This window comes from Delftia sp. WSY_10 (assembly GCF_043104705.1).
Taxonomy (GTDB): Bacteria; Pseudomonadota; Gammaproteobacteria; order Burkholderiales; family Burkholderiaceae_C; genus Comamonas; species Comamonas tsuruhatensis.
In genome coordinates, this window is record NZ_JBICKY010000057.1 from 418,435 (window position 1) to 442,144 (window position 23,710).

The window sequence follows — 23,710 nt, forward strand, 5'->3', positions numbered from 1 at the left end:
GCTCAATGCCCTCCTCAGCCCGCGCCCAGCGCGAGGGCCACGCGGTAGGTGATGAAGCTGGCCAGGTAGGCCAGCGCGAACAGGTAGCCCGTCATCAGCAGCGGATAGCGCCAGCCATTGGTCTCGCGCCGCACGGCCGCCAGCGTGGAAATGCACTGGGGCGCGAACACGAACCAGGCCAGCAGCGACAGCGCCGTGGCCAGGGACCAGGTATGGGCGATCAGCGGCCCCAGCTGCTCGGCCATGGCCTCGTCGCTGGCAGCGGACAGCGCATAGACCGTGCCCATGGCACTGACGGCCACTTCGCGCGCGGCCATGCCGGGCACCAGGGCGATGGCGATCTGCCAGTTGAAGCCGATCGGCGCCAGGACCACCTCCAGCCAGCCGCCGATGCGGCCTGCAAAGCTGTAGCGGATGGCCGCTTCGGTGACGCCATCGGGCGGCGCCGGGTAGCTGGCCAGGAACCACAGCACGATGCTCACGGTCAGGATGATGCCGCCGACGCGGCGCAGGAAGATCATGGCGCGCTCGTACAGGCCCAGGGCCAGGCTGCGCGGGCTGGGCCAGCGGTAGGAGGGCAGCTCCATCAGCAGCGGCGTGGGGCCGGCGCTGCGGCCCACCAGCTTGGCCACGCCGGCCACGGCCATGGCACTGGCGATGCCGGCCACGTACAGCGCGAACAGCACCAGGCCCTGCAGGTTGAAGATGCCGCCCACCGTGCGCTCGGGAATGAAGGCGCTGATCAGCAGCGCATAGACCGGCAGGCGCGCCGAGCAGGTCATCAGCGGCGCGATCATGATGGTCACCAGGCGGTCGCGCCAGCTGGTGATGGAGCGCGTGGCCATGATGCCGGGCACGGCGCAGGCGAAGCTGGACAGCAGCGGAATGAAGGAGCGGCCCGACAGGCCGACCTTGCCCATGATGCGGTCCAGCAAAAAGGCGGCACGCGGCAGGTAGCCCGAATCCTCGAGTGCAAGGATAAACAGGAACAGGATCAGGATCTGCGGCAGGAAGACCAGCACGGCGCCCGTGCCGGCGATCACGCCATCGGCCAGCAGGCTGCGCAGCGCGCCTTCGGGCATGTGCTCGTTGACCAGGGCCGAGACGGCCGAAACGCCGCCCTCGATACCATCCATCAGCGGCTGCGCCCAGCTGAACACGGCCTGGAACATCAGGAACAGCGTGGCCGCCAGCAGCAGCATGCCCCACAGCGGGTGCAGCACCACGGCGTCGATACGGTCGTCGCGCCGGGTATCCACCACGGGCTCCTTGACGCAGTCGGCCATGATGCGGGCCACCTGCTGGTGCAGGGCCAGCACCTGCTCGCGCGCATCGCCCGGGCGGGCCGGGGCCTGCAGCTGCGGCGCCGCCAGGGCGCGGGCTTCGGGGCCGTCCAGCCATTGCAGCAGTTCGCGCGCGCCGTCCTGGCGCACGCCCACCGTGGACAGCACGGGCATGCCCAGGGCGCGTGACAGCGCCTCGCGGTCGATATCGATGCCCTGGCGCCTGGCCATGTCGCTCATGTTGAGCACCAGCAGCATGGGCAGGCCCAGGCGCTGGGCCTCCAGCACCAGGCGCAGGTTCAGGCGCAGATGGGTGGCGTCGGTGACGCAGACCAACAGTTCGGGCGGCGCCTCGCGCGCATGGCGACCCGAGACGATGTCGCGCGTGATGCGCTCATCCTCGCTGTGCGCGTGCAGGCTGTAGGTGCCCGGCAGGTCCAGCACGCGCACGCGCCGGCCGCTGGCCGTGCTCAGCCAGCCTTCCTTGCGCTCCACGGTCACGCCCGCGTAGTTGGCCACCTTCTGGCGTGCGCCGGTCAGCAGGTTGAACAGCGCCGTCTTGCCGCAGTTGGGGTTGCCCAGCAAGGCCAGGCGCAGTGCGGAATCACCGCTGCCGCCGCCGCCCTGAGCAGGCTGCAGCGGCTGAATGAGTTTGGGAGAGGACGACGCGCTCATGCCACCGCCTCCGGCGCCACGCGCACCAGGGCCGCCTCATGGCGGCGCAAAGCGAACGTGGTCTGGCCCACGCGCACGGCCAGCGGGTCGTCGCCCGGAAAGCCCGCGGCCAGGATGCGCACGGGCTCGCCGGGCAGAAAGCCGATCTCCATGAGCCGCAGCAGCAGTTCCTGCTCGCTGGCATCGCGTGCGGCATGGAGCTCGACCACGCGCGCCGATACCTGGCGGGGCAGGGCATCAAGGGTGATGGCCGTGGTGGCAGCAACGGCGGCAACGGCAGCAGAGGAGGACATGGGAGGCGCGGACAGCGTGGACGGAGCCGCAGCGTCCGTCGCGGGGTTCATCGAATGCATGGCGTGTTGTATCAATTGATTTTTATTCTCATTTTGATTTTGATCGAACCCGGGCGGCGGGACCGCGCATGGTATCGGAGTGCGGGACAGGGTTTTGCGTTCCCGGCTTTGCCCCCTGGCGGGCCCAGGCGAGCGGCGCGCGGCACAATGGCGGCCGACGCCGACACGGCCTTTGCGCACTCCCCTCCCCACGCCATGACCCATCCCTGCCTGAGCTGCGGCGCCTGCTGCGCATCGTTTCGCGTGGACTTTTCCGTGCACGAGTCGCAGGCGCAGGGCGGCCGCGTGCCAGCCGGGCTGGCCGAGGAAGTCACCGACCACACCTGCCGCATGCGCGGAACCGACTGGGCGCGTCCCCGCTGCGCGGCCCTGGTCGGCAAGGTGGGCGAGAAGGCCCATTGCGGCATCTATGAATGGCGCCCCTCGCCCTGCCGCGAGTTCGCCGCCGGCAGCGATGCCTGCAACCGCGTGCGCGTGCGCCATGGCATGCAGGCGCTGGACAGCGGCCTGCTCTAGCAGCCTGCCAGGCGCCACCAGCCGTCATTCCACCGGCAGCCCCGCCAACTGTCCCTTGAATTCCTGCAGCGAGAAATGCGTGTGCACCTGGCGCACGCCGGGCAGCCGGTGCAGGCGGCTGAGCAGCAGATCGGAATAGGCGTCGAGATCGCGCGCCACGACGACCAGCAGGAAGTCCTCCGGCCCCGAGATGCCATGGAACATCACGACCTCGGGAATGGCGCAGACCGCTTCCTGGAAATGGCGCGAGGACTCCTCGTTCTGGTGGTCTATGCCCACCATCACGAAGGCCAGCACGCCAAAGCCTATGGCGCGCCGGCTCAGCGCGGCGTGGTAGCCGGTGATCACGCCCTCGTCCTCCAGCCGCTTGATGCGCCGCCATGACGGTGACTGCGACAAATGCACACGCTGCGCCAGCTCACCCGAGGTCAGCCGCGCGTTGTCCTGCAGGGCGCGGATCAGCAGCCGGTCCGTTCTGTCGATGTCGATTGGCATAAACCACCTATGAATTCATGTTTCACAGAATAACTTATCCAAGATCAAGTCGATTTAGGGATAACTACTAAACGCCCCGCGAAGGCCGTCCATAGCATCCGCCTCCGAAGCCCCCCACAGCAACGGAGACAACAACCCATGCCAGCCTTCGAAGACATCGTCCAGCGCGAAGCCGGACTCAAACAGCAGCTGTCCGCCGGACAGATGACCATGATCGCCATCGGCGGTGCCGTCGGCACCGGCCTGTTCCTGGGCAGCGGCTTTGCCATCGGCTTTGCCGGGCCCAGCGTGCTGATCAGCTATGCCATCGGCGCAGTGATCTCGCTGCTGCTCATGGGCTGCCTGGCCGAGATGACGGTGGCCCACCCGACCTCGGGCTCGTTCGGCGCCTATGCCGAGCACTACATCAGCCCGATGGCCGGCTTCATGGTCCGCTATGCCTACTGGGCCTGCGTGGTGCTGGCCGTGGGCACCGAGGTGACGGCCGTGGGCCTGTACATGGGCTACTGGTTCCCCGAGGTGCCGCGCTGGGCCTGGGTGGTGATCTTCTCGGGCGCGCTCATCGGCGTGAACATGATGAGCGTCAAGGCCTTCGGCGCCGTGGAGTACAGCTTCTCCATGATCAAGATCATCGCCATCGCGGCCTTCATCGTGGTCGGCGCCTGGGTGGTGTTCGGCGCCCGTCCGGACGGCGTGGGCTTTGCCAACTACGTCAACAACGGCGGCTTCTTCCCCAACGGCCTGTGGGGGACCTGGGTGGGCGTGATCATCGCCATCTTCAGCTACCTGAGCATCGAGATGATCGCGGTGGCCGCCGGCGAGGCCAAGGACCCGCAGCGCGCCGTCACCAGCGCCTTCCGCTCCACCATGGTGCGCCTGGTGGTGTTCTACCTGGCCACGATCGCGCTGATGCTGGCCATCGTGCCGTGGTCGGCCGCCGGCAAGGAGGGCAGCCCCTTCGTCAAGGTGATGGAGATCATCGGCCTGCCCGGCGCGGCCAGCGTGGTCAATTTCGTGGTGCTGGTGGCCGCCCTGTCGGCCATGAACAGCCAGCTGTACATCACCACCCGCATGATGTTCAGCCTCTCGCGCGCCGGCCATGCGCCCGCCGTGCTGGGCCGCGTGAACTCGCGCGGCGTGCCGCTGCCGGCGCTGCTGCTGTCGTGCCTGGGCATTGCCGTGGCCACCCTGTTCAACATCATCAATCCCGAGCAGTCCTTCATGCTGATGATGGCCGTGGCCATGTTCGGCGCCATGTTCACGTGGTTCATGATTTTCGTGACCCACCTGTTCTTCCGCATCCACTGGGTGCGCCAGGGCAACCGGCCGCTGGCCTTTCGCATGTGGGGCTTTCCGGTGCTGACGCTGCTGGGCGCGGCGCTGATGCTGGCCGCCCTGGTGTCCACGCTGTTCACCGACGTATTCCGCCTGACCGTGCTCACGGGCCTGCCCTTTTTGCTGCTGCTGGCCGCCGTCTACGCCATCTGGTATCGCCGGCCGGCCGGCCAGCCCTCCCCTCAGACCCCAACCTCAACCCAGACCCCAACATCCACCCAAGCCCAGGTTCCCGCCCGGTGACATCCGGCCTCCCGTTTCTCTCTCTGCCTTAGACACATGACGACTCTTGCCCCCCTCGATACCGCCCGCGCCTCGATGTTCAGCCACGTCCCGCCCTACCCCGGAGATCCCATCCTGTCGCTGATGGAGGCCTTCCAGCAGGACCCACGCGCCGACAAGGTCAGCCTGAGCATCGGCCTGTATTTCGACGAGGCCGGCCGCCTGCCCGTGCTGGACTGCGTGCGCCAGGCCGGCGATGCCCTGGCCCGCGAGCAAAGCCCCAGCGGCTACCTGCCCATCGAAGGCATTGCTCCCTACCGCCAGCTGGTGCAGGACCTGGTGTTCGGCGCCGGTCATGAGGCCGTGCGCAGTCAGCGCATCGCCACCGTGCAGACCCTGGGCGGCTCGGGCGCGCTCAAGCTGGGCGCGGACTTCATCCAGCACTATTTCCCCGGCGCCGAGGTCTGGCTCAGCGATCCCACCTGGGACAACCACCTGGCCATCTTCCAGGGCGCGGGACTGCGCACCCACAGCTATCCCTACTACGACGCTGCCACGGGCAGCCTGCGCTTCGACGCCATGCTGCAGACGCTACGCGAACTGCCCTCGGGCAGCGTGGTGCTGCTGCATGCCAGCTGCCACAACCCCACGGGCGTGGACCTGTCGCGCGAGCAGTGGCAGCAACTGATCCCGGTGATCGTGGAGCGCGGCCTGATCCCCTTTGTGGACATGGCCTACCAGGGCTTTGGCGATGGGCTCGATGAAGACGCCTGGTCCGTGCGCGCCCTGGCCGACGCGGGCGCCCAGGCCTTCGTGGCCAATTCGTTTTCCAAGAACTTCTCGCTGTATGGCGAACGCGTGGGCGGCCTCAGCGTGGTCTGCAACGACGCGTCCACGGCCGGCAATGTGCTGGGCCAGCTCAAGGCCACGGTGCGCAGCAACTATTCCTCGCCACCCACCCGTGGCGCACGCCTGGTGCAGCAGGTGCTGGCATCGCCCGAGCTGAGCGCCCAATGGGCGCAGGAGCTGGCGCAGATGCGCGGGCGCATCAAGGACATGCGCGCCCAGCTGCACAGCGCGCTGCAGGAGCGCTTTGGCGAGCGGCGCGACTTCGGCTTCCTGCTGACCCAGCGCGGCATGTTCAGCTACACAGGCATCACCGAGCCCCAGGTCCACCGCCTGCGCGACGAGCATGGCGTGTACCTGATCCGCTCGGGCCGCATGTGCATGTCGGGCCTGTCCGGCGCCAACGTGCAGTACGTGGCCGACGCCATTGCCACGGTGCTGGAGTCGCCGCAATGAGCGGCTGCCCCGTCCATGGCGGCCTGACCGAGCGCATCGTCGCCGAGGAAAGGGCGCAGCTGGATTTCAGCCAGTCCATGAGCTATGGCGACTACCTGCAGCTGGACGCCATCCTGGGCGCACAGCAACTGCTGTCGCCCACGCATGACGAGTTGCTGTTCATCATCCAGCACCAGACCAGCGAGCTGTGGATGAAGCTGATGCTGCACGAGCTGGGCGCGGCCACGGCCGCCGTGGCGGACGACCGCCATGCCGACGCCTTCAAGATGCTGGCCCGCGTGAGCCGCATCATGGAGCAGCTGGTCGGCGCCTGGTCCGTGCTGGCCACCATGACGCCTACCGAGTACACGGCCATGCGCCCGTATCTCGCCAGCTCCAGCGGGTTCCAGAGCTACCAGTACCGCTGCATCGAGTTCGCGCTGGGCAACAAGAATGCCGCCATGCTCCAGCCCCATGCCCACCGGCCCGACCTGCTGGCCCGGGTGGATGCCGCATGGCGCGCACCTTCCCTGTACGACGAGGCCCTGCGCCTGCTGGCACGCCAGGGGTTGGCCATTCCTGCCGGGCACATGGAACGCGACTGGACCCAGCCCTACACGGCCAGCCCCGAGGTCGAGGCCGCCTGGGCGCAGGTCTACCGCGACCCGCAGTCGCACTGGGACCTGTACCAGCTCGGCGAAAAGCTGGCCGACATCGAGGACGCCTTCCGCCTGTGGCGCTTTCGCCATGTGACCACGGTGGAGCGCGTCATCGGCTTCAAGCGCGGCACGGGCGGCACGGGCGGCGTCAGCTATCTGCGCAAGATGCTGGACGTGGTGCTGTTCCCCGAAATCTGGTCCGTGAGAACCGCGCTGTAAGGCCTTCCGCCTGACAACAACCACCAAGAACCAAGACACCATGAAGCAAATCATCGACGTGGGACTGCCGCCGCTCAAGCAGCCCTTCTCCTGGGCCGTCAAGGCCAGCGGCCAGATGCTGTTCACGGCCCACGGCCCCGTGCGGCCCGACGGCAGCATCGACACCGGCCCCATCGAACAGCAGGCGCGCCTGACCTTCACCAACCTGCGCAACGCGCTGCAGGCCGCAGGCGGCACGCTGGCGCATGTGACCCAGGTGCTGATCTACATGACCGACGTGGCCGACATGCCGGCCATCGACGCCGTGTACCGCGAGTTCTTCGAGGCGCCCTATCCCAACCGCTCCAGCATGGGGATTTCGGCGCTGGTGGTGCCGGGCATGAAGCTGGAGATCGTGGCCTACGCCATGCTCCCCTAGAGGCTGTGACGGACATGCCGGCGCCCCGCAATTGCGTTCAATACAGGGGCGGCGTGCGGGGGGAGACTGCGGGCCTTGTGCAGTCCTGCGTCCGCGCGAAATCTCATGTCCTCCTCGCTGCTCGCCATGGGCGTCTTCACCCTCGTGGGTGCCATCACGCCCGGCCCCGTCAATGTGCTGGCCCTGCGCCACGGCGCAGCCCGCTCGCGCCTGGTCTCTGCCGCCTATGTGCTGGGCGCCAGCGCCAGCTATGCGGCCGTGGTCTGGGTCATGGGCCAGGGCGCACAGTGGCTGCTGCAGACGCTGCCGCAGCTGTCTGCGGCCGCACAGTGGCTGTGCGCCGCCTATCTGCTGTGGCTGGCCTGGCGGCTGGCCAACGCACCTGTGGGCCAGGCCGGTGCGCAGCAGCAGGCCGGATCGCAGCGCACGCTGCAGGCCTTGCTGCAAGCGCTGTTGCAGGGCACGGCCGTGCAGACGCTCAACCCCAAGGCCTGGCTGGTGGCGCTGGCCGGCGTGGGCCTGTTCGTGCTGCCCCACGCGAATGCGCCGTGGGCGCTGCTGCAGTTTTGCGCCATCTCGCTGCTGGCCTGCCTGGTGGGGGTCGGCAGCTGGGCGCTGCTGGGCCAGCTGCTTTCGGGCTGGCTGCGCACCGAACGCCGCCAGCGCCTGTTCCACCGCCTGCTGGCCCTGCTGCTGGTCGCCAGCGTGGCGGCCATGCTGGCATGATGGCTGGCCGCCATGACTTCAGCCTCTCCCCACCGATTCCACCGCCATCCGGCCGCTCCCTGGGCCGAGCTGCGCGACAGCGCGCGCTCGCCGCATTGCTTTCGGCTGCACATGCATGCCGAGTACTCGATCGGCATCGTGGACGCGGGCCGCACCGTGTTCCACCATGCCCACGGCCCGCAGCCCGTGGAGGCGGGCGGCGTGGTGCTGATCGAGCCCGGCGCCTGGCATGCCTGCAATCCCGACCCCGGCGCGCCGTGGTCCTACCGCATGCTGTTTGTCGATGCCGACTGGCTGCACGCGCGGCTGGGCGTGGCCGCGCTGCGCTTTCCCCGGCGCACGCTCACGGATGCGGACATCGCCCGCCTGGTGGATGGCCTGTGCCGCCCCGTCGATGGCGCGGCCGCCGCCGACCGCCTGGCCCTGGGCCTGGAGCACCTGCTGGACCGCTGTGCCCAGCCCGCAGCCTTGCCCCTGCCCGGCGATGCGGCGGCCCTGGCCCCCGCGCTGCAGCGCCTGCATGCAGGACCCGATGCAGGCCTGACCGTGCAGTCCCTGGCCCAGGAATGCGGCATGAGCGCCACGCGCTTCATCCGCCGCTTCAAGGCGGCCACGGGCATGACGCCCGGCAGCTACCGCCTGAACCTGCGCATCAACGGCGCGCGCCGCCTGCTGGCCACGGGGGCGGCGCTGTCCGATGCGGCCTATGCCATGGGCTTTGCCGACCAGGCCCACCTGCAGCGCGCCTTCAAGGCCCACCATGCGCTGACGCCGGGCTGCTACGCACGCGGAGCCTGAGCCGGACCCTCCCATGGTTTTGCAGCGGCCAGCCCGGAGCCGGCGGTGAAAGCGCAGATACTTACGCCTTCCGCTTTCAGCCCCCAACCGCCGCGCACCATGGCCGCCTTCCAAGACATTCAGCAACGAGAAACCGGCCTGCGCCAGCAGCTGTCCGCCGCCCAGATGGTGATGATCGCCATCGGAGGCGCCATCGGCACCGGCCTTTTCATGGGCAGCGCCTTCGCCATCGGCTTCGCCGGCCCCAGCGTGCTGGTCAGCTACGCCATCGGCGCGCTGATCTCGCTGCTGCTGATGGGCTGCCTGGCCGAGATGACGGTGGCCCACCCGACCTCGGGCTCGTTCGGCGCCTATGCCGAGCACTACATCAGCCCGATGGCCGGCTTCATGGTCCGCTATGCCTACTGGGCCGCCGTGGTGCTGGCCGTGGGCATGGAGGTGACGGCCATAGGCATCTACATGGGCTACTGGTTCCCCGACGTGCCGCGCTGGATCTGGGTGGTGGTGTTCTCGGGCGCGCTGGTGGCCGTCAACGCCAGCAGCGTCAAGGCCTTCGGCCAGGTGGAGTACGGCTTTTCCATGGTCAAGATCATCGCCATCGTGGCCTTCATCCTGATCGGCGCCTGGGTGGTGTTCGGCTCGCAGCCCCAGGGCATCGGCTTTTTCAACTACACAGCCGATGGCGGCTTCTTCCCCAAGGGCCTGTGGGGCACCTGGGTGGCCGTGATCATCGCCATCTTCAGCTACCTGAGCCTGGAGGCCGTGGCCGTGGCGGCCGGCGAGGCCGAGGACCCCAAGCGCGCCATCACCCGGGCCTTTCGCACCACCATGGCGCGCCTGGTGATCTTCTACCTGCTGACGCTGGCGCTGATGCTGGCCATCGTGCCCTGGCAGCAGGCCGGCACGGACAAGAGCCCCTTCGTGAAGGTGATGGAGATCATCGGCATCCCGGGCGCTGCCAGCATCATCAACTTCGTGGTGCTGGTGGCCGCGCTGTCGGCCATGAACAGCCAGCTGTATGTGACCTCGCGCATGATGTTCAGCCTGTCGCGCGGTGGCTATGCGCCCTCGGTGTTCGGGCGGCTGAACAGCCGCGGCGTGCCCGTGGCGGCGATTGCCATCTCCTGCCTGGGCATTGCCGTGGCCGTGGCCGTGAACCTGTGGAAGCCCGAAGGCTCGCTGCTGTGGATGATGTCCGTGTCCATGTTCGGCGCCATGTTCACCTGGTTCATGATCTTCGTGACCCATCTGTTTTTCCGCGCGCGCTGGTCGCGCGAGCATCCGGGCCAGCGCCTGCAGTTCCGCATGTGGGGCTATCCGCTGTTCACGCTGGCCGGCGCCGCGCTGATGCTGGGCGTGATCGTCACCACCTATTTCACCGAGGTCTTCCACATGACGCTGCTCACGGGCCTGCCCTTCCTGGGCCTGCTGGCCCTGGTGTATGCGCTGTGGTACCGGCCGCGCGCACAGGCCGCCCGAACCGCCCCGAAGGAGTGAAACCATGACCCGCAGACTCTGGGACATCTCCCCGGCCGTGCAGGCCGCCAGCCCCGTCTTTCCCGGCGACACGGCCTACAGCCAGCAATGGTGCGCCACCATCGGGCCGGGCTGCCCGGTCAATGTCAGCGCCATCACGCTGTCGCCCCATGTGGGAGCGCATGCCGATGCACCGCTGCACTATGACGCCGACGGGGCATCCATCGGCAACGTGGATCTCGACGCCTTCCTCGGCCCCTGCCGCGTGATCCACGCCATCGGCAAGGGACCGCTGGTCGAATGGGAGCACATCGCCCACGCCGTGGAGCATCTTCCGGCACGCGTGCTGGTGCGCACCTACGAGCGCGCCCCCACCACCTGGGACCAGGAACTGGCAGCCTATGCACCGGCCACGGTGGAGCGGCTGGCCGACCTGGGGGTGAAGCTCATCGGCATTGACACGGCCAGCATCGACCCGGCCAGCAGCAAGAGCCTGGACAGCCACCAGGTGATCCGCCGGCGCGGCCTGCGCGTGCTGGAGAACCTGGTGCTGGACGAGGTGCTCGAGGGCGACTACGAGCTCATCGCCCTGCCGCTCAAGCTGGTCGAGGCCGATGCCTCGCCCGTGCGCGCCGTGCTGCGTGCCCTGGCCTGATTCCCGGGCCGCACCTTTCGCCTTTCGCCTTTTCCATACCCAAGGAGACCCCGTGACGAGCCTGCAAGACTGCCTCACCCTCGATGCGCAAGACCCGCTGCGCGCCCTGCGCGACCAATTCACGCTGCCCGAAGGCGTGATCTACCTTGACGGCAATTCGCTGGGCGCCAGCCCCCGCGCCGCCGCCGCGCGCGTGGCCGAGGTGGTGCAGCAGGAATGGGCGCAGGGCCTGATCCGCTCGTGGAACGACGCCGGCTGGATCAGCCTGCCCCAGCGCCTGGGCGACCAGTTCGCCCCCTGGCTGGGCGTGGGCGCGGGCGAGCTGGTGTTCACCGACACGGCCTCCATCAACCTCTACAAGGTGCTGACGGCTGCGGCCCGCATCGCGCGCGAGGACGCTCCGCAGCGCAAGCGCCTGATCAGCGAGCGCAGCAACTTCCCCACCGACCTCTACATCGCCCAGTCGGTCTGCCAGGAATACGGCCTGGAGCTGGTGCTGCTCGAACCCGAGGAGATTGCCCATGCGCTGACCGACGAGGTCGCCATCTGCATGCTCACCCATGTGAACTACCGCACGGGCGCCATGCACGACATGGCTGCCGTGACGGCTGCCGCGCAGGGCAAGGGCATTCTCTGCGTCTGGGACCTGTGCCACAGCGCGGGCGCCGTGCCTGTCGATCTCAAGGGCGCGAATGCCGACTTCGCCATCGGCTGCAGCTACAAGTACCTCAACGGCGGCCCCGGTGCGCCGGCCTTTGTCTGGGCCCATCCACGCCTGATCAACCGCTTCTGGCAGCCGCTGTCGGGCTGGTTCGGCCATGCCGAGCCTTTCAAGTTTGTGCCGGACTACCACCCGGCCCAGGGCATACAGCGCTACCTGTGCGGCACCCAGCCCATGGTCAGCCTGAGCGTGCTGCAGTGCGGCCTGGACGTGTTCACTGCCGTGGAGCCGCTGGGCGGCATGGACGCGCTGCGCAAGAAGTCGCTGGCGCTGACCGACCTGTTCATCGCCCTGGTCGAGGAACGCTGCCAGGGCCACGGCCTGGGCCTGGCCACGCCGCGCGAGCACGGCCGGCGCGGCTCCCAGGTCTGCCTCACGCGCGAGGAGGGGCTGGGCGTGGACGGCAAGGACAGCGGCGCCTATGCCATCGTGCAGGCGCTGATCGCGCGCGGCGTGATCGGCGACTTCCGCAAGGGCGACGGCACGGGCCTGCACAAAGACATCCTGCGCTTCGGCTTCACGCCGCTGTACGTGGGATTCGAAGATGTCTGGCATGCCGTGGAGCACCTGCGCCAGGTGCTGGAATCGGGCGAATGGCGCAAGCCGGAGTTCAACCGCGTCAATGCGGTGACCTGAAGCCTGGAGCCAGCCCTTCAGAACGCCGTGGACGACAGCGAGGCCCAGAGATGGGCCGCGACCAGGGCGCGCCAAGGCGCGAAGTCCCGCAGCCACAACTCGGTCTGCGCGGCGTCCACGGATTCCGTCTCCAGCAGCCGCGCCAGGGCGCGGCGCACGGCCACATCGCCGTGCAGCGGGCCGTCCAGGTGGCCATAGCCGCGCAGCAGCATGTAGTTCACGGTCCACGGGCCTATCCCCTTGAGAGCCAGCAGCCGCCCGCGGATCTCGGCCACCGGCAGTTCAGGCAAGGCCGCCCAGTCGTCCAGCGGCAATTCACCCGACTGCACGGCCTGCGCCAGCAGGCGCAGCGTGTGCGTCTTGCTCCGCGAAAAGCCGGCTGCGCGCAGGTCGTCCTCGCTCAGCTGCGCCACCTGCGCGGCCTCCGGCATGCACCACAGCTGCTGCGGCGCGTCGGCATGGCCATCGTGCAGCGCCACCGGCTGGCCGGCTGCGGCGATCAGGCGGCGGCGCAGCGACACGGCTGCCGCCACGCTGATCTGCTGCCCGGTGACGGCCCAGCTCAGCGCCTCCCAGGGCGTGCAGGCCGCGGGCACATGCAGGCCAGGCTGGCGCGCCAGCAGCGGTCCCAGCCGCTCATGGCGGCCAAAGCGGCGCTCGAACTCCCCCACATCCTGGGACAGTCCGAACATGCGCCGCAGCATGGCGGCCAGCACATCGTCCATGCCGGTGATTGCGCCTGCACCGGCGGGCAGGCGCCATCGGGCCTGCACCACGGCCGCCTCTTCGCACTGCGGCGTCAGCTCCAGGGTGAGCAGCGTGGGAAGGCCTTTCCACATCAGGCCCTTGTGCATGCGGATGGTGCCGCCATCCTGCAGATCGCATTCGGACAGGCGCTGGGCATCGCGCCGGTGAAAGCCCCAGAACTCGGTCATGCGGTAGCCGGCCGGCAGCGTCAGTTGCTGCTGCGCCTGATAGGTCTGGCCGGTGCCACGCCCTTGCCCTGGCCCTTGTCCTTGCCCGCTCATGCGCTTCCTGCCTGGCGCAGCGGTGCGTGCCCAGCGTCCTTGCCAGCCGCCTCCTGCGCCTGGCGCGCCTCGCGCAGCAGCAGGGCGCGCTTGCGCTCCACGCCCCAGCGGTAGCCGGAGATGCTGCCGTCATTGCGCACCACGCGGTGGCAGGGCACGGCCACGGCAATGGGGTTGGCCGCGACGGCGCTGGCCACGGCCCGGGCACCCGTGGGCATGCCCAGGCGCAGGGCCAGTTCCGAATAGCTCAGGGTCTGGCCGGCGGGAATGGCGCACAGCGCCTGCCATACGCGCTGCTGGAAGGCCGTGCCCTGCACATCCAGCGGCAGTGCCAGGCCCCGGCGCGGCTGCTCGACCAGGGCCACGACCTGGGCCACGGTGTGCTCGAATCCGGCATCGCCGCCCACCAGTTCGGCCAGCGGAAAGCGCTGCTGCAGGTCCTGGACCAGGGCCTCGGCATCGTCGCCCAGCAGCACGCAGCACACGCCGCGATCGGTGCTGGCCACCAGGATGCTGCCCAGCGTGCATTCGGCCACCGCAAAGCGGATGGTCTGGCGCATGCCGCCGCGCCGGTAGTCGCCGGGCGCCATGCCCAGCATGGCGCCTGCGTCACGGTAGAAACTGCTGCTGGCCGCATAGCCGCTGAGGTAGGCGGCATCGGTGACCGAGTCGCTCTGGCCTGGCTGCAGCGCCTGGCGCAGCGCACGCGCGCGGTGCGCCTTGGCATAGGCCTTGGGCGTGAGGCCCGTGGCCTGCTTGAACAGACGGTGCAGCTGCCAGGGGCTCAGCCCCGAGCGTTCTGCCAGCGCGCCCAGGGCGGGGGGCGGCTCCTCGGTCTCCAGCCAGCGGCAGCATCGGGCCACCAGGGCAGCGGGGTTGGCAGGGGCATCGCTGGCTTGATTCATGGCTTGGTGGGACACGGCATGTCTTTCAGGGTCATCGGATGCCCTACTCTACGCAGCCGGGCGCAGACGCGCATCCCGCTTCTTGCAACCCGCAGGATTGCTGCGCGGGATTCGGTTACGCTGCGCCCTGCATTTTCCGCATCGAGACTTGCGAGACTCCCACATGACCACCGAACACTCCGGCTGTCCCATGAACAGCCCCGGCCGCACCGAATCCATCGTCAAAGAGGAGCGCGCCCAGCTGGACTTCAGCCAGTCCATGAGCTATGGCGACTACCTGCACCTGGACCAGATCCTCACGGCCCAGCACCCGCTGTCGCCCGCGCATGACGAGATGCTGTTCATCATCCAGCACCAGACCAGCGAGCTGTGGATGAAGCTGATGCTGCACGAGGTCCGCGCCGCCACGGCCGCCATCGCCAGCGGCACGCGCGCCGACGCCTTCAAGATGCTGGCCCGCGTCAGCCGCATCATGGAGCAGCTGGTCAGCGCCTGGACCGTGCTGTCCACCATGACGCCGCCCGAGTACACGGCCATGCGTCCCTACCTGGCCAACTCCAGCGGCTTCCAGAGCTACCAGTACCGCTGCATCGAGTTCTCCCTGGGCAACAAGAATGCCGCCATGCTCCAGCCCCATGCCCACCGGCCCGATCTGCTGGCCCAGGTGGAGGCGGCATGGCGCTCGCCCTCGCTCTACGACGTGTCCCTGCAACTGCTGGCGCGCGAGGGCATCGAGGTGCCCGCCGACCGGCTGGAGCGCGACTGGACCCAGCCCTACGAGGTCAGCGAAGGCGTCAAGCAGGCCTGGATCACGGTCTACCGCGATCCCCACCAGCACTGGGACCTGTACCAGCTCGGCGAAAAGCTGGCCGACATCGAGGACGCCTTCCGACTTTGGCGCTTCCGCCATCTGACCACGGTGGAGCGCGTCATCGGCTTCAAGCGCGGCACGGGCGGCACCGGCGGCGTCAGCTACCTGCGCAAGATGCTGGACGTGGTGCTGTTCCCCGAAATCTGGGCGCTGCGCACCGAGCTGTAAGAACTGGCGGGCGCCACCGACGGCAGACCGCTGCGGTGGCGACAGCGCGCATGCGCGCAAACGGGTAAGCTGCGGCGCCAGGAGAAATACCGTGTCCGCAGCGCCGCAACAGCCCCCACACAACAACACACACACAGAGGCTTCGCAGACCTCCACCGCAGCACCGCCGCCACGCAGCCAGCTGCTGTGGGCCATGCTGCTGGCCCTGCTCTCGGCCTTTGCGCTGAGCCAGGCCTTTCGCACCACGACCTCGGTCATGGCGACCGGCCTGCAGCAGGATTTCGGGCTTACGGCCCAGTCGCTGGGGGCCTTTGCGGGCCTGTTCGGACTGTCCTTCGGCGTGGCCCAGCTGCTGATGGGCATCGGCATGGACCTCTACGGCCTGCGGCGCACGGTGCTGCTGTCGTTTCCGCTGGCGATTGCGGGGTCGGCACTGTCCGCCGCCGCACCCAACTACGGCTGGCTGATGGTGGGCCAGTTGCTGATCGGCGTGGGCTGCTCGCCCGCCTTTCTGGCCTGCACCATGTTCATCTCGCGCCACTTTCCCATGGACCGCTTCGCCTTTCTGTCGGGCGTGGGCATGGGCGTGGGCGGCTTGGGGCTGCTGTTCACAGGCACGCCGCTGGCCTGGCTGGTCCAGCATTTCGGCTGGCGCTCGGGCTTTGCGCTGCTGGCCGTGATGTCGGCCCTGTCGTGGCTGCTGATCTGGTGGCGCGTGCACGAGCCCGCCCGCCGCGGAGCACAGACCGCCGCACGGGAAAGCTGGGGCGTGGCGGCACGCCGCATGGCCGAGCTGTTCACGCTGCCGCACACCCTGGGTATCGTCCTGCTGGCCATGGCCTGCTATGCATCGTTTCTGGCGCTGCGCGGCCTGTGGCTGGGGCCGCTGCTCATCCATCGCTATGGCTTTTCGCTGGTGGAAAGCGGCAATGTGGCGCTGGTCGTATCGATGATCTCGCTGTTCAGCCCCGCGATTTTCGGGCGCATGGATCCCGGCCCAGGGCGGCGCCGGCGCTGGCTCACCAATTACTCGCTGCTCATGGGCAGCCTGTTCATGCTCATGGCCTTTTTGCACCATGGCTGGACCAATGTGGCGCTGATCTTCGCCATGGGCCTGCTGTCCGGCTATTCGGTGCTGCAGTACGCCGATGTGCGCGCTTCCTACCCGCCCGAGATGACCGGCCGCGCGCTGTCGCTGTTCACCATGGCCATGTTCCTGGGCGTGGCCCTGGTGCAATGGTTCACGGGCTGGGTGGCGGCCTGGGCCGAGGCCTGGGGCGTGGAGCCCTACAAGGCCGTGATGATCTCGATTGCGGCCACCCTCGTCGGTGCGTCAACCGCGTTCCGTTTCCTGCCCTCCTCGCCGCTGCTGCGCCAGGCATCCGCCGCCTAGCGGCCGGAGTCTGTGCCTCTACAAGGCGTTGGCGGCCGAGCCATCGCCACGGTACAGCCAAGGCAGATCCATCAGCCGGGAGCCCAGCAGGCGCAGTGACAGGTCACGCCCCCAGCGCACCGGACCCGTGGCATGGAAGATGCGGCCGTTGCGCTGCGAGCGCGCCTGCACGCGCGCATTGCGCTGCCAGCGATTGAGCGCGTAGCGGCGCAGGCGCATGTTCACATCCAGGTCATGCATGGACAGGGCGCGCTGCAGCTCCGCTGCATCTTCAATCGCCATGCCGGCGCCCTGGGCCAGATAGGGTCGCATGGGGTGGGCGGCATCGCCCAGCAGCGCCACCACGCCGCGCGCCATCTGCGCGGCCGATTGCACGGGCGGGCGATCGCCCACCGGCCACAGCCGCCAGTCACCGCCAGCGGCAGGCACATGCTGGACCAGGTCCAGCAGCTGCGGGCAGCTGCCCTGCAGCACCCGCACCAGATCATCGAGATTGCCCGCGTGGTCCCAGTTCGCCAGGTCCTCGGGCGCCGGGCCCTGGACGATGACCACCAGGTTCTGCAGCTCGCCCCGGCGCACGGGGTACTGGATGGCATGCATGCGCGAGCCCAGCCAGGCCGTGACATCAGTGGCACGCAGCCGCTTGGGCAACTGGGCCTGGTGCACCAGGGCGCGGTAGGCCAGGTGCCCGGTGACACGAGGCGGGCCGTCGCCCAGCAGCTGCTGGCGCAGGACGCTGCGCACGCCGTCGGCGGCGACCAGAGCATCGCCTTCGATCAGCTTGCCGGCCTGGGTTCGCACGGTGACCACGCCGTCCGTTTCGGAAAAGCCTTCAATGGGCTGGCCCAGGTTCAGGTGCATGCCCGGATAAGTCTGAGCGGCTTCCTTCAGCAGCTGCTGCAGATCGGCCCGGTGGATGGTGGCGTAGGCCGCGCCATAGCGTTGCACGGACTCGCTGCCCAAGGGCATATGCGCCAATTCCTGCCCGGTGACTGCGCTGCGCACGCGCAGGCTGCCCGGCAATGCCACCACCTGCTGCAGCGGTTTTTGCAGGCCCCAGGCCTGAAGCCGCCGCACGACATTCGGACCGATCTGGATTCCGGCGCCCACTTCACTGAGCGCGGGCGCCTGCTCGAAAAGACGCACTTCCCAACCCGCCCGCGACGCACCGATGGCGGCGGCCAGGCCACCAATGCCGCCGCCGGCAATCAACACCTGCTTGTTCATGCGCGTATTGTGCCCCTGCCTTCGCCCATGGTGGCTGGTGCCTGGATATTCAAGTCGGCCACCACTGAAGAAAATCAAAAAATCATCGGATTTGTCTGAAACACGCATGCATCCGCCATGCGTTGAGACGCCAAGACCCGGAAACACCCACCTCGCATGCTCCAAACTGCCGCAAGGTGCATCACTGGCACCGTGCATTTTGCGTTACCGCCAGAAATCGCCCCTGGCATCGCCGCCGCGCAATGTCCGTGCACAGGCCCACGCTTTGCACAGCGCATGATAGTCATTCTCAACCGAGTCAATTTTTGACAAATGGCCGTGCCAATGAAAAAAGCCCGCACAAGGCGGGCTCTTTCAACATGCGCGATGGAAAAATCAGATGACGAACTTTTCGCGGTCCTGATTCTGAATCCACTTCGGCGGCTTGCCGCGTCCGGTCCAGGTCTGGCCAGTGGCGGGATCACGGTACTTGGGCGCCACCTTGGTGCCCGTTGCACCCGCATTGCCGCGACCACGAGCCGAAGGAAAGACGTCATCCGCAGTCAGGCCATATTCGGCAATCAAATTGCGAACCTTGCCCACGGCGTCAGACAGTTCACGCTTGCGCGCTTCCTGGATCTGTTGCTCCAGTTCCTGTCGCTGCTTCAGCAATTCCTTGTAAGAGCTCATGGTGTGCGCCTTGAAAGTTGTTTAAGAGCTTTCATTATAAAAACATAATCGCCCTACAGGGCAAGACGCATGTAAGCAAAATCCACAATATCGCAGTTGCCTATTGCAGCGAGGACCCTTCGGATAATTCCGAAATGGCAAGCACCTTGTCAATGCGTTTGCCATCGAGATCAATCACCTCGAAGATCCAGCCCGCGCAGCTGATCCGCTCTCCCAGAACCGGCAAATGACCGCTTTCCGCCATGAGAAGGCCGGCAACGGTGTTGTATCGGCCACGGTGCTCATCGGGCAGGTCACGAATATCGAGGCGCGCCTTCAGCTCCGATATGGGCATCAGCCCGTCCAATAACCAGGAGCCATCCCCACGCTGCATGGCCCATGCTTCCGTTTCGGTCACAGGCTGTAACTCGCCGGTAATCGCCTCCAGCAAATCGCGCGGCGTCATGATGCCCTGCACCACGCCATATTCATCCACCACGAACACCATGCGCCCGGATCGGGCACGCAATTGCTCCAGCAGTTCCATGGCGCTGAGCGTCTCGGGCAGGAACGAGGCCGGCAGCACATGCTCGTAGAGCGTGGAGCCCGCCGCATCGGGACCCAATGCCAGCAGGCGCGCCACGCTGATGATGCCGACCACGTCATCAAGGGAATTGCGGCACACCGGATACCAGGAATGGCCGCCCTTTGCGTGGTCATCGGCCGAAGCCTGCAATGCCTCGGTGACGGTCATGTCGGCATCCAGCCATTGCACATCGCCGCGCGGCACCATGATCGACGTCAGCGAGCGGTCATCGAGATGGAAGACGTTCTGCACCATCTGGTGTTCGCTGGCCTCGATGACGCCGGCATCGCGGCCCTCGGCAAGGCTGGCCGCGATCTCCTCCTCGGTCACGGAGCGTGCCGCCGATTCATTGATGCGCAGCAAGGTCAGCATGGCGCGGGTGGAGAAGGCCAGCAGCCGCACAAAAGGCTTGGCTGCCGACGCCACCCACGTCATGGGCCGTGAGACCACGATGGCCACGGTTTCGGGATAGAGCTGGCCGATGCGCTTGGGCACCAGCTCGCCGAAAACGATGGTGACGAAGGTGATCACGGTCACGACGACTGCCGTTGCCGAAATGCTGGCTGCGCGCTCTGGAACGCCCAGGCCCAGCAGCCATGCGGCCAGTCCGTCGCTGAAGGCCGCCTCACCCAGGATACCGTTGAGCAGGCCGATGGAGGTGATGCCCACCTGCACCGAAGAAAGAAATTGCGTGGGGTTGTCGAGCAAGGCCAGTGCCGCCACCGCCCCCTTGTCGCCTGTTTCAGCCAGTGCCACCAACCGAGCCTTGCGGCTGGAGGCCAGTGCCAATTCGGACATTGCAAACACCCCATTGAGCAGCGTAAGCAACGCGATCAGCAGAAAATCCATGGTTCGTATATCAGAAAGAAGACCATGGCACTTTACTGTATCGGTGATATCCAGGGATGCCACGACGCCTTTGAGCGCCTGCTGCAACGCGTGGATTTCTCCGCCAGCCGCGATACCTTGTACATCCTCGGCGACCTGGTGAATCGCGGCCCGGCATCGGACAAGGTACTGCGCACCTGCATGGCCGCCGGCGACTCCATGCGCGCCCTGCTGGGCAACCATGACCTGCACCTGCTGGCCGCCGCCCACGGCGTGCGCCGCAACAGCCGCCGCGACACCTTGGCCCAGGTGCTGCAAGCGCCCGATCGTGACCAGCTGCTGGACTGGCTGCGACAGCAGCCGCTGGCGCGCAGCCACCGCACGGTGCATGGCGATGAGCTGCTGATGGTCCACGCAGGCGTGCTGCCGCAGTGGACCGCCCAGGAAGTGATGGACCTTGCAGGCGAGGTGCACACGGTACTTCGCAGCGCGCAATTGCCGGATTTCCTGCAAGCCATGTACGGCAACCAGCCCGATCGCTGGTCGCCGGATCTGCAGGGCTGGGAACGGCTGCGTGTCATCGTCAACGCGCTGACCCGGCTGCGTTTTTGCAGCGCTCAGGGGGTCATGGATTTCGACAGCACGGAGTCGGCAGAGCAGGCGGCGCCAGGACTCATGCCCTGGTTCGATGTGCCGGGCCGCGCCACGGCGGGCGTGCCCATTGCCTTTGGCCACTGGTCCACGCTGGGCCATATCAACCGGCCCGATCTGGTGGCGCTGGACACGGGCTGCGTCTGGGGTGGCTGCCTGAGCATGATGCGCTTCGGCAACCATCTGGCGGACAGGGAGCTGATCCAGGTGGATTGCCCGCAGGCCCAGGTCCCAGGCTGATCGGGAGCAGCCCGTGCACCCATGAAAAAACGCCTGCAAAGCAGGCGTTATTCGGGAAGCAGGCCGCGTGTGCGGCGCTCAGACCTCGGAGGTGGCGACGGGCGCGGCGGGCGCGACCGGCGCCTTGAACAGCGCCGCCAGCTTGCGCTTGGGCTTGATGTTGCCGCCGGCCTTGGGCGCAGCGCGCTGGCTTTCCCAGTTGGCGTCGGCGCTGGCCGAAGGCTCATAGGGCTTGTCGAAGAAGGGGTCGGAATGCGCCGGGCGCTGGGCCATGCGCGAGCCGCGATGGCCGAAGCCCGTGCTGCCCCGTGCTGCATCGGCACCGCGATCGCCACGCTCGCCGCCGCGATCCCGTTCACGACCGTACCCGCCGCCAGCGCCTTGGCGCGGCAGCTCGTCGAAACGGTGACCACGCGGTGCGCTGCCGCGGAAATCTTCCATGGGGCAGGTTTCGACGTTGATCTTCTTCTTGATGAGCTTCTCGATCTCGCCCACCAGGCGCGCATCGTGGTTGGTCACCAGGGTCACGGCAATGCCGGAGGCGCCTGCGCGTCCCGTGCGGCCGATGCGGTGCACATAGTCTTCGGCGTTGAAGGGCACGTCGTAGTTGAAGACGGCCGGCACGTCCTTGATGTCCAGGCCGCGGGCCGCGACATCGGTACACACCAGCAGATCCACCTCGCCGCGCTTGAAGGCTTCAAGCGCCTTCAGGCGCTCGTCCTGGCTCTTGTCGCCGTGCAGCGCCGTTGCGCGCAAACCGTCGCGCTCCAGCGCCCGCGTCAGGCGGGCGCAGCCCAGCTTGCTGTTGGAAAAGACGAAGGCCTGGCGGATCTCGCGCTGCTTGAGCAGCGAACGCAGCGCATAGCGCTTGTCGTCGTCGCTGACGCTGTAGAAGCGCTGCTCCACCGTGGACGCCGTCTCGTTGGGACGGGCCACTTCGATGGTGACGGGGTCTTGCAGGTAGCTGCCGGCCAGGCGCTTGATCTCGGGCGAGAAGGTGGCGCTGAACAGCAAGGTGGTGCGTGTCTTGGGCAGATGGGACAGGATGCGCTGCAGGTCGGGCAGAAAGCCGATGTCCAGCATGCGGTCCGCCTCGTCGAGCACCACGTACTCGACTTGGTTGAGCACCACGTTCTTGGCTTCGATATGGTCAAGCAGCCGGCCCGGCGTGGCCACCAGCACCTCGACGCCCTTTTTCAGTTCCAGCGTCTGCGGTTTCATGTCCATGCCGCCGAACACCACGGTGCTGCGCAGCTTGGTGTACTTGGCGTACTGGGCGATCTGCTGAGCCACCTGGTCCGCCAGTTCGCGCGTGGGCAAAAGCACCAACGCCCGCACGGGGTGCCGTGCAGGCGAAGCGGAGGCATTTTCGTGGCGCATCAGCCGCTGCAGCAACGGCAGCGAGAACGCTGCCGTCTTGCCCGTGCCGGTCTGGGCTGCGCCCATGACATCCTTGCCGGTCAGAACAACCGGAATGGCCTGCGCCTGGATGGGCGTCATGGACTCGTAGCCCATGTCGGCCACGGCGCGCGCCAGGGACTCGGCCAGTTGGAGATTGGAGAAAGAGCTTGTCATTGAGGACGCTATTGTCGCACCTAGCGCGATTTGTGCGTTGCAATAACGCCAATTGGCACCTGGACAAGCATGGCGTTGCGTGAGCGCAACCCGCAAAAACCCGGTACGAGGGCCCGCTATGCGGGCATTTTTTCATCGCCGGGCCGCCGCCTCGAGATGGGAAAGCGCCCCTCGGGGGTCATTTTTCAAAGCGAAGCGGCCGAGAAAGTGTCGCAGGACTTGACGCTTCCGGTGCGCAGACCGGTGCTGAACCAGCGCTGGCGCTGGGCACTGGTGCCATGCGTGAAGCTGTCGGGCACGACGGCGCCGCCACCGGCGCGCTGCAGGGCGTCGTCGCCGATCTTGGAAGCGGCATTCATGGCCGACTCCACATCGCCCTGCTCCAGGATCTGGCGTGCGCTTTGCGCGCGGTTCGCCCAGACGCCGGCCAGGCAATCGGCCTGCAGCTCCAGCTTGACCGACAGATGGTTGTATTCGACCTTGCTGACGCGGCCCCGCGCACGGTCCACCTGGGCGCTGATGCCCAGCAGGTTCTGCACGTGGTGGCCCACCTCGTGGGCAATCACATAGGCCTGTGCGAAATCGCCGGGGGCGCCGAGCTGGTTCTTGAGCGTCTCGTAGAAGCCCAGGTCGATATAGACCTTCTGGTCGGCAGGGCAGTAGAACGGCCCCATGGCGGACTGCCCCGTGCCGCAGGCCGTGGGCGTGGCGCCGCGGAACAGCACGAGCTTGGGATCGGCATATTGGGCGCCGCCCTGGCGGAACACCTCGCGCCACACATCCTCGGTATCGGCCAGCACGGTGGAGACGAAGCGGGCGAGCTGGTCGTCGGCCGGCGGCTTGTGGGCCGGCCCCTGGGGCTGCTGCACCTGCACCGGCGCGCCGCCGCTGAGCGCCCCCAGGATGGTCAGCGGATTGATGCCCAGCACCCAGCCACCGACCAGGGCGATGACGATGGTGCCGATGCCGATGCTGCGCCCGCCAAAGACGGGACCACCACCGCCACCACCACCACCGTCATCACGGCGGTCCTCCACATTGTCCGACTCGCGGTTGCCTTCCCATCTCATGGTGTTCGCTCCTGGATCTGTGCTGCGGCCTGCAGCATCGGGCGGCGATATT

The 23,710-nt window shown here is 67.5% G+C and carries 23 protein-coding genes; 13 read left to right on the forward strand and 10 right to left on the reverse strand.

The window, feature by feature from the left end:
• Positions 1-14: 14 nt before the first annotated feature.
• Together ACF8ML_RS27795 and ACF8ML_RS27800 are read right to left on the reverse strand one after the other, a co-directional pair.
• On the reverse strand, positions 15-1,958 hold the full coding sequence (locus ACF8ML_RS27795) for a ferrous iron transporter B (RefSeq protein ID WP_016448988.1): 1,944 nt from the start codon (positions 1,956-1,958) through the stop codon (positions 15-17).
• Positions 1,955-2,311 (reverse strand): FeoA family protein, encoded by a 357-nt coding sequence (locus ACF8ML_RS27800; RefSeq protein WP_016448989.1) that lies wholly within the window; start codon positions 2,309-2,311, stop codon positions 1,955-1,957. The genes ACF8ML_RS27795 and ACF8ML_RS27800 overlap by 4 nt, the downstream gene beginning before the upstream one ends.
• A gap of 195 nt (positions 2,312-2,506) precedes the next feature.
• Here ACF8ML_RS27800 and ACF8ML_RS27805 point away from each other — a divergent pair, with 195 nt between their 5' ends.
• Entirely contained in the window at positions 2,507-2,827 is a 321-nt protein-coding gene (locus ACF8ML_RS27805) for a YkgJ family cysteine cluster protein (RefSeq protein ID WP_026062772.1), read from the forward strand.
• A 24-nt stretch (positions 2,828-2,851) separates the two neighbouring features.
• Here the strand turns inward: ACF8ML_RS27805 and ACF8ML_RS27810 are convergent, their stop codons facing one another.
• On the reverse strand, positions 2,852-3,322 hold the full coding sequence (locus ACF8ML_RS27810; RefSeq protein WP_016448991.1) for an Lrp/AsnC family transcriptional regulator: 471 nt from the start codon (positions 3,320-3,322) through the stop codon (positions 2,852-2,854).
• 138 nt (positions 3,323-3,460) lie between these two features.
• Between ACF8ML_RS27810 and ACF8ML_RS27815 the strand changes: the two genes are divergently transcribed.
• From ACF8ML_RS27815 to kynU, 9 genes are all read left to right on the forward strand, one after another.
• On the forward strand, positions 3,461-4,900 hold the full coding sequence (locus tag ACF8ML_RS27815; protein ID WP_392408537.1) for an amino acid permease: 1,440 nt from the start codon (positions 3,461-3,463) through the stop codon (positions 4,898-4,900).
• 75 nt (positions 4,901-4,975) lie between these two features.
• Complete coding sequence (locus ACF8ML_RS27820; RefSeq protein WP_200903718.1) at positions 4,976-6,181, forward strand: amino acid aminotransferase; 1,206 nt, start codon at positions 4,976-4,978, stop codon at positions 6,179-6,181.
• Positions 6,178-7,038 carry a tryptophan 2,3-dioxygenase gene (gene kynA / locus ACF8ML_RS27825; RefSeq protein ID WP_392408538.1) on the forward strand — a complete coding sequence of 287 codons (861 nt, stop codon included), beginning with the start codon at positions 6,178-6,180 and terminating at the stop codon, positions 7,036-7,038. The genes ACF8ML_RS27820 and kynA (ACF8ML_RS27825) overlap by 4 nt, the downstream gene beginning before the upstream one ends.
• 40 nt (positions 7,039-7,078) lie before the next feature.
• Complete coding sequence (locus tag ACF8ML_RS27830) at positions 7,079-7,456, forward strand: RidA family protein (RefSeq protein ID WP_013803668.1); 378 nt, start codon at positions 7,079-7,081, stop codon at positions 7,454-7,456.
• A gap of 105 nt (positions 7,457-7,561) precedes the next feature.
• Positions 7,562-8,182, forward strand: coding sequence for a LysE family translocator (locus ACF8ML_RS27835; RefSeq protein ID WP_034365336.1), 621 nt, complete (start codon positions 7,562-7,564; stop codon positions 8,180-8,182).
• A gap of 12 nt (positions 8,183-8,194) precedes the next feature.
• A complete protein-coding gene (locus tag ACF8ML_RS27840; RefSeq protein ID WP_016448995.1) occupies positions 8,195-8,980 on the forward strand; it encodes an AraC family transcriptional regulator in 786 nt (261 codons plus the stop codon).
• A 99-nt stretch (positions 8,981-9,079) separates the two neighbouring features.
• Complete coding sequence (locus ACF8ML_RS27845; RefSeq protein ID WP_016448996.1) at positions 9,080-10,477, forward strand: amino acid permease; 1,398 nt, start codon at positions 9,080-9,082, stop codon at positions 10,475-10,477.
• A gap of 4 nt (positions 10,478-10,481) precedes the next feature.
• Positions 10,482-11,111, forward strand: coding sequence for an arylformamidase (kynB, locus tag ACF8ML_RS27850; protein ID WP_392408539.1), 630 nt, complete (start codon positions 10,482-10,484; stop codon positions 11,109-11,111).
• Positions 11,112-11,163: 52 nt separating this feature from the next.
• On the forward strand, positions 11,164-12,468 hold the full coding sequence (kynU, locus tag ACF8ML_RS27855; protein ID WP_392408540.1) for a kynureninase: 1,305 nt from the start codon (positions 11,164-11,166) through the stop codon (positions 12,466-12,468).
• Positions 12,469-12,485: 17 nt separating this feature from the next.
• Here the strand turns inward: kynU and ACF8ML_RS27860 are convergent, their stop codons facing one another.
• Together ACF8ML_RS27860 and ada are read right to left on the reverse strand one after the other, a co-directional pair.
• On the reverse strand, positions 12,486-13,496 hold the full coding sequence (locus tag ACF8ML_RS27860; protein ID WP_392408541.1) for a DNA-3-methyladenine glycosylase family protein: 1,011 nt from the start codon (positions 13,494-13,496) through the stop codon (positions 12,486-12,488).
• Positions 13,493-14,401, reverse strand: a complete 909-nt coding sequence (gene ada, locus ACF8ML_RS27865; RefSeq protein ID WP_017407564.1) for a bifunctional DNA-binding transcriptional regulator/O6-methylguanine-DNA methyltransferase Ada — start codon at positions 14,399-14,401, stop codon at positions 13,493-13,495. The genes ACF8ML_RS27860 and ada overlap by 4 nt, the downstream gene beginning before the upstream one ends.
• 163 nt (positions 14,402-14,564) lie before the next feature.
• Between ada and kynA (ACF8ML_RS27870) the strand changes: the two genes are divergently transcribed.
• Complete coding sequence (kynA, locus tag ACF8ML_RS27870; RefSeq protein ID WP_392408542.1) at positions 14,565-15,440, forward strand: tryptophan 2,3-dioxygenase; 876 nt, start codon at positions 14,565-14,567, stop codon at positions 15,438-15,440.
• Between the two features lie 91 nt (positions 15,441-15,531).
• The gene (locus ACF8ML_RS27875; RefSeq protein WP_160853130.1) at positions 15,532-16,833 is read left to right on the forward strand and encodes a nitrate/nitrite transporter; all 1,302 of its coding nucleotides are present in this window, start codon (positions 15,532-15,534) and stop codon (positions 16,831-16,833) included.
• Positions 16,834-16,851: 18 nt separating this feature from the next.
• Here the strand turns inward: ACF8ML_RS27875 and ACF8ML_RS27880 are convergent, their stop codons facing one another.
• From ACF8ML_RS27880 to ACF8ML_RS27890, 3 genes are all read right to left on the reverse strand, one after another.
• Positions 16,852-18,060, reverse strand: coding sequence for an FAD-dependent monooxygenase (locus tag ACF8ML_RS27880; protein ID WP_343740274.1), 1,209 nt, complete (start codon positions 18,058-18,060; stop codon positions 16,852-16,854).
• A 375-nt stretch (positions 18,061-18,435) separates the two neighbouring features.
• Complete coding sequence (locus ACF8ML_RS27885) at positions 18,436-18,729, reverse strand: H-NS histone family protein (RefSeq protein ID WP_016449004.1); 294 nt, start codon at positions 18,727-18,729, stop codon at positions 18,436-18,438.
• A gap of 100 nt (positions 18,730-18,829) precedes the next feature.
• Positions 18,830-20,143 (reverse strand): hemolysin family protein, encoded by a 1,314-nt coding sequence (locus ACF8ML_RS27890; RefSeq protein WP_016449005.1) that lies wholly within the window; start codon positions 20,141-20,143, stop codon positions 18,830-18,832.
• A 24-nt stretch (positions 20,144-20,167) separates the two neighbouring features.
• On the opposite strand from ACF8ML_RS27890, the gene ACF8ML_RS27895 reads away from it, so the two are divergent.
• Entirely contained in the window at positions 20,168-21,013 is an 846-nt protein-coding gene (locus ACF8ML_RS27895) for a symmetrical bis(5'-nucleosyl)-tetraphosphatase (protein WP_392408543.1), read from the forward strand.
• 78 nt (positions 21,014-21,091) lie between these two features.
• Here ACF8ML_RS27895 and ACF8ML_RS27900 read toward each other — a convergent pair whose 3' ends face one another.
• Together ACF8ML_RS27900 and ACF8ML_RS27905 are read right to left on the reverse strand one after the other, a co-directional pair.
• Positions 21,092-22,588, reverse strand: coding sequence for a DEAD/DEAH box helicase (locus tag ACF8ML_RS27900; RefSeq protein WP_016452606.1), 1,497 nt, complete (start codon positions 22,586-22,588; stop codon positions 21,092-21,094).
• Positions 22,589-22,773: 185 nt separating this feature from the next.
• The gene (locus tag ACF8ML_RS27905) at positions 22,774-23,658 is read right to left on the reverse strand and encodes a neutral zinc metallopeptidase (RefSeq protein ID WP_392408544.1); all 885 of its coding nucleotides are present in this window, start codon (positions 23,656-23,658) and stop codon (positions 22,774-22,776) included.
• Positions 23,659-23,710: the final 52 nt, after the last annotated feature.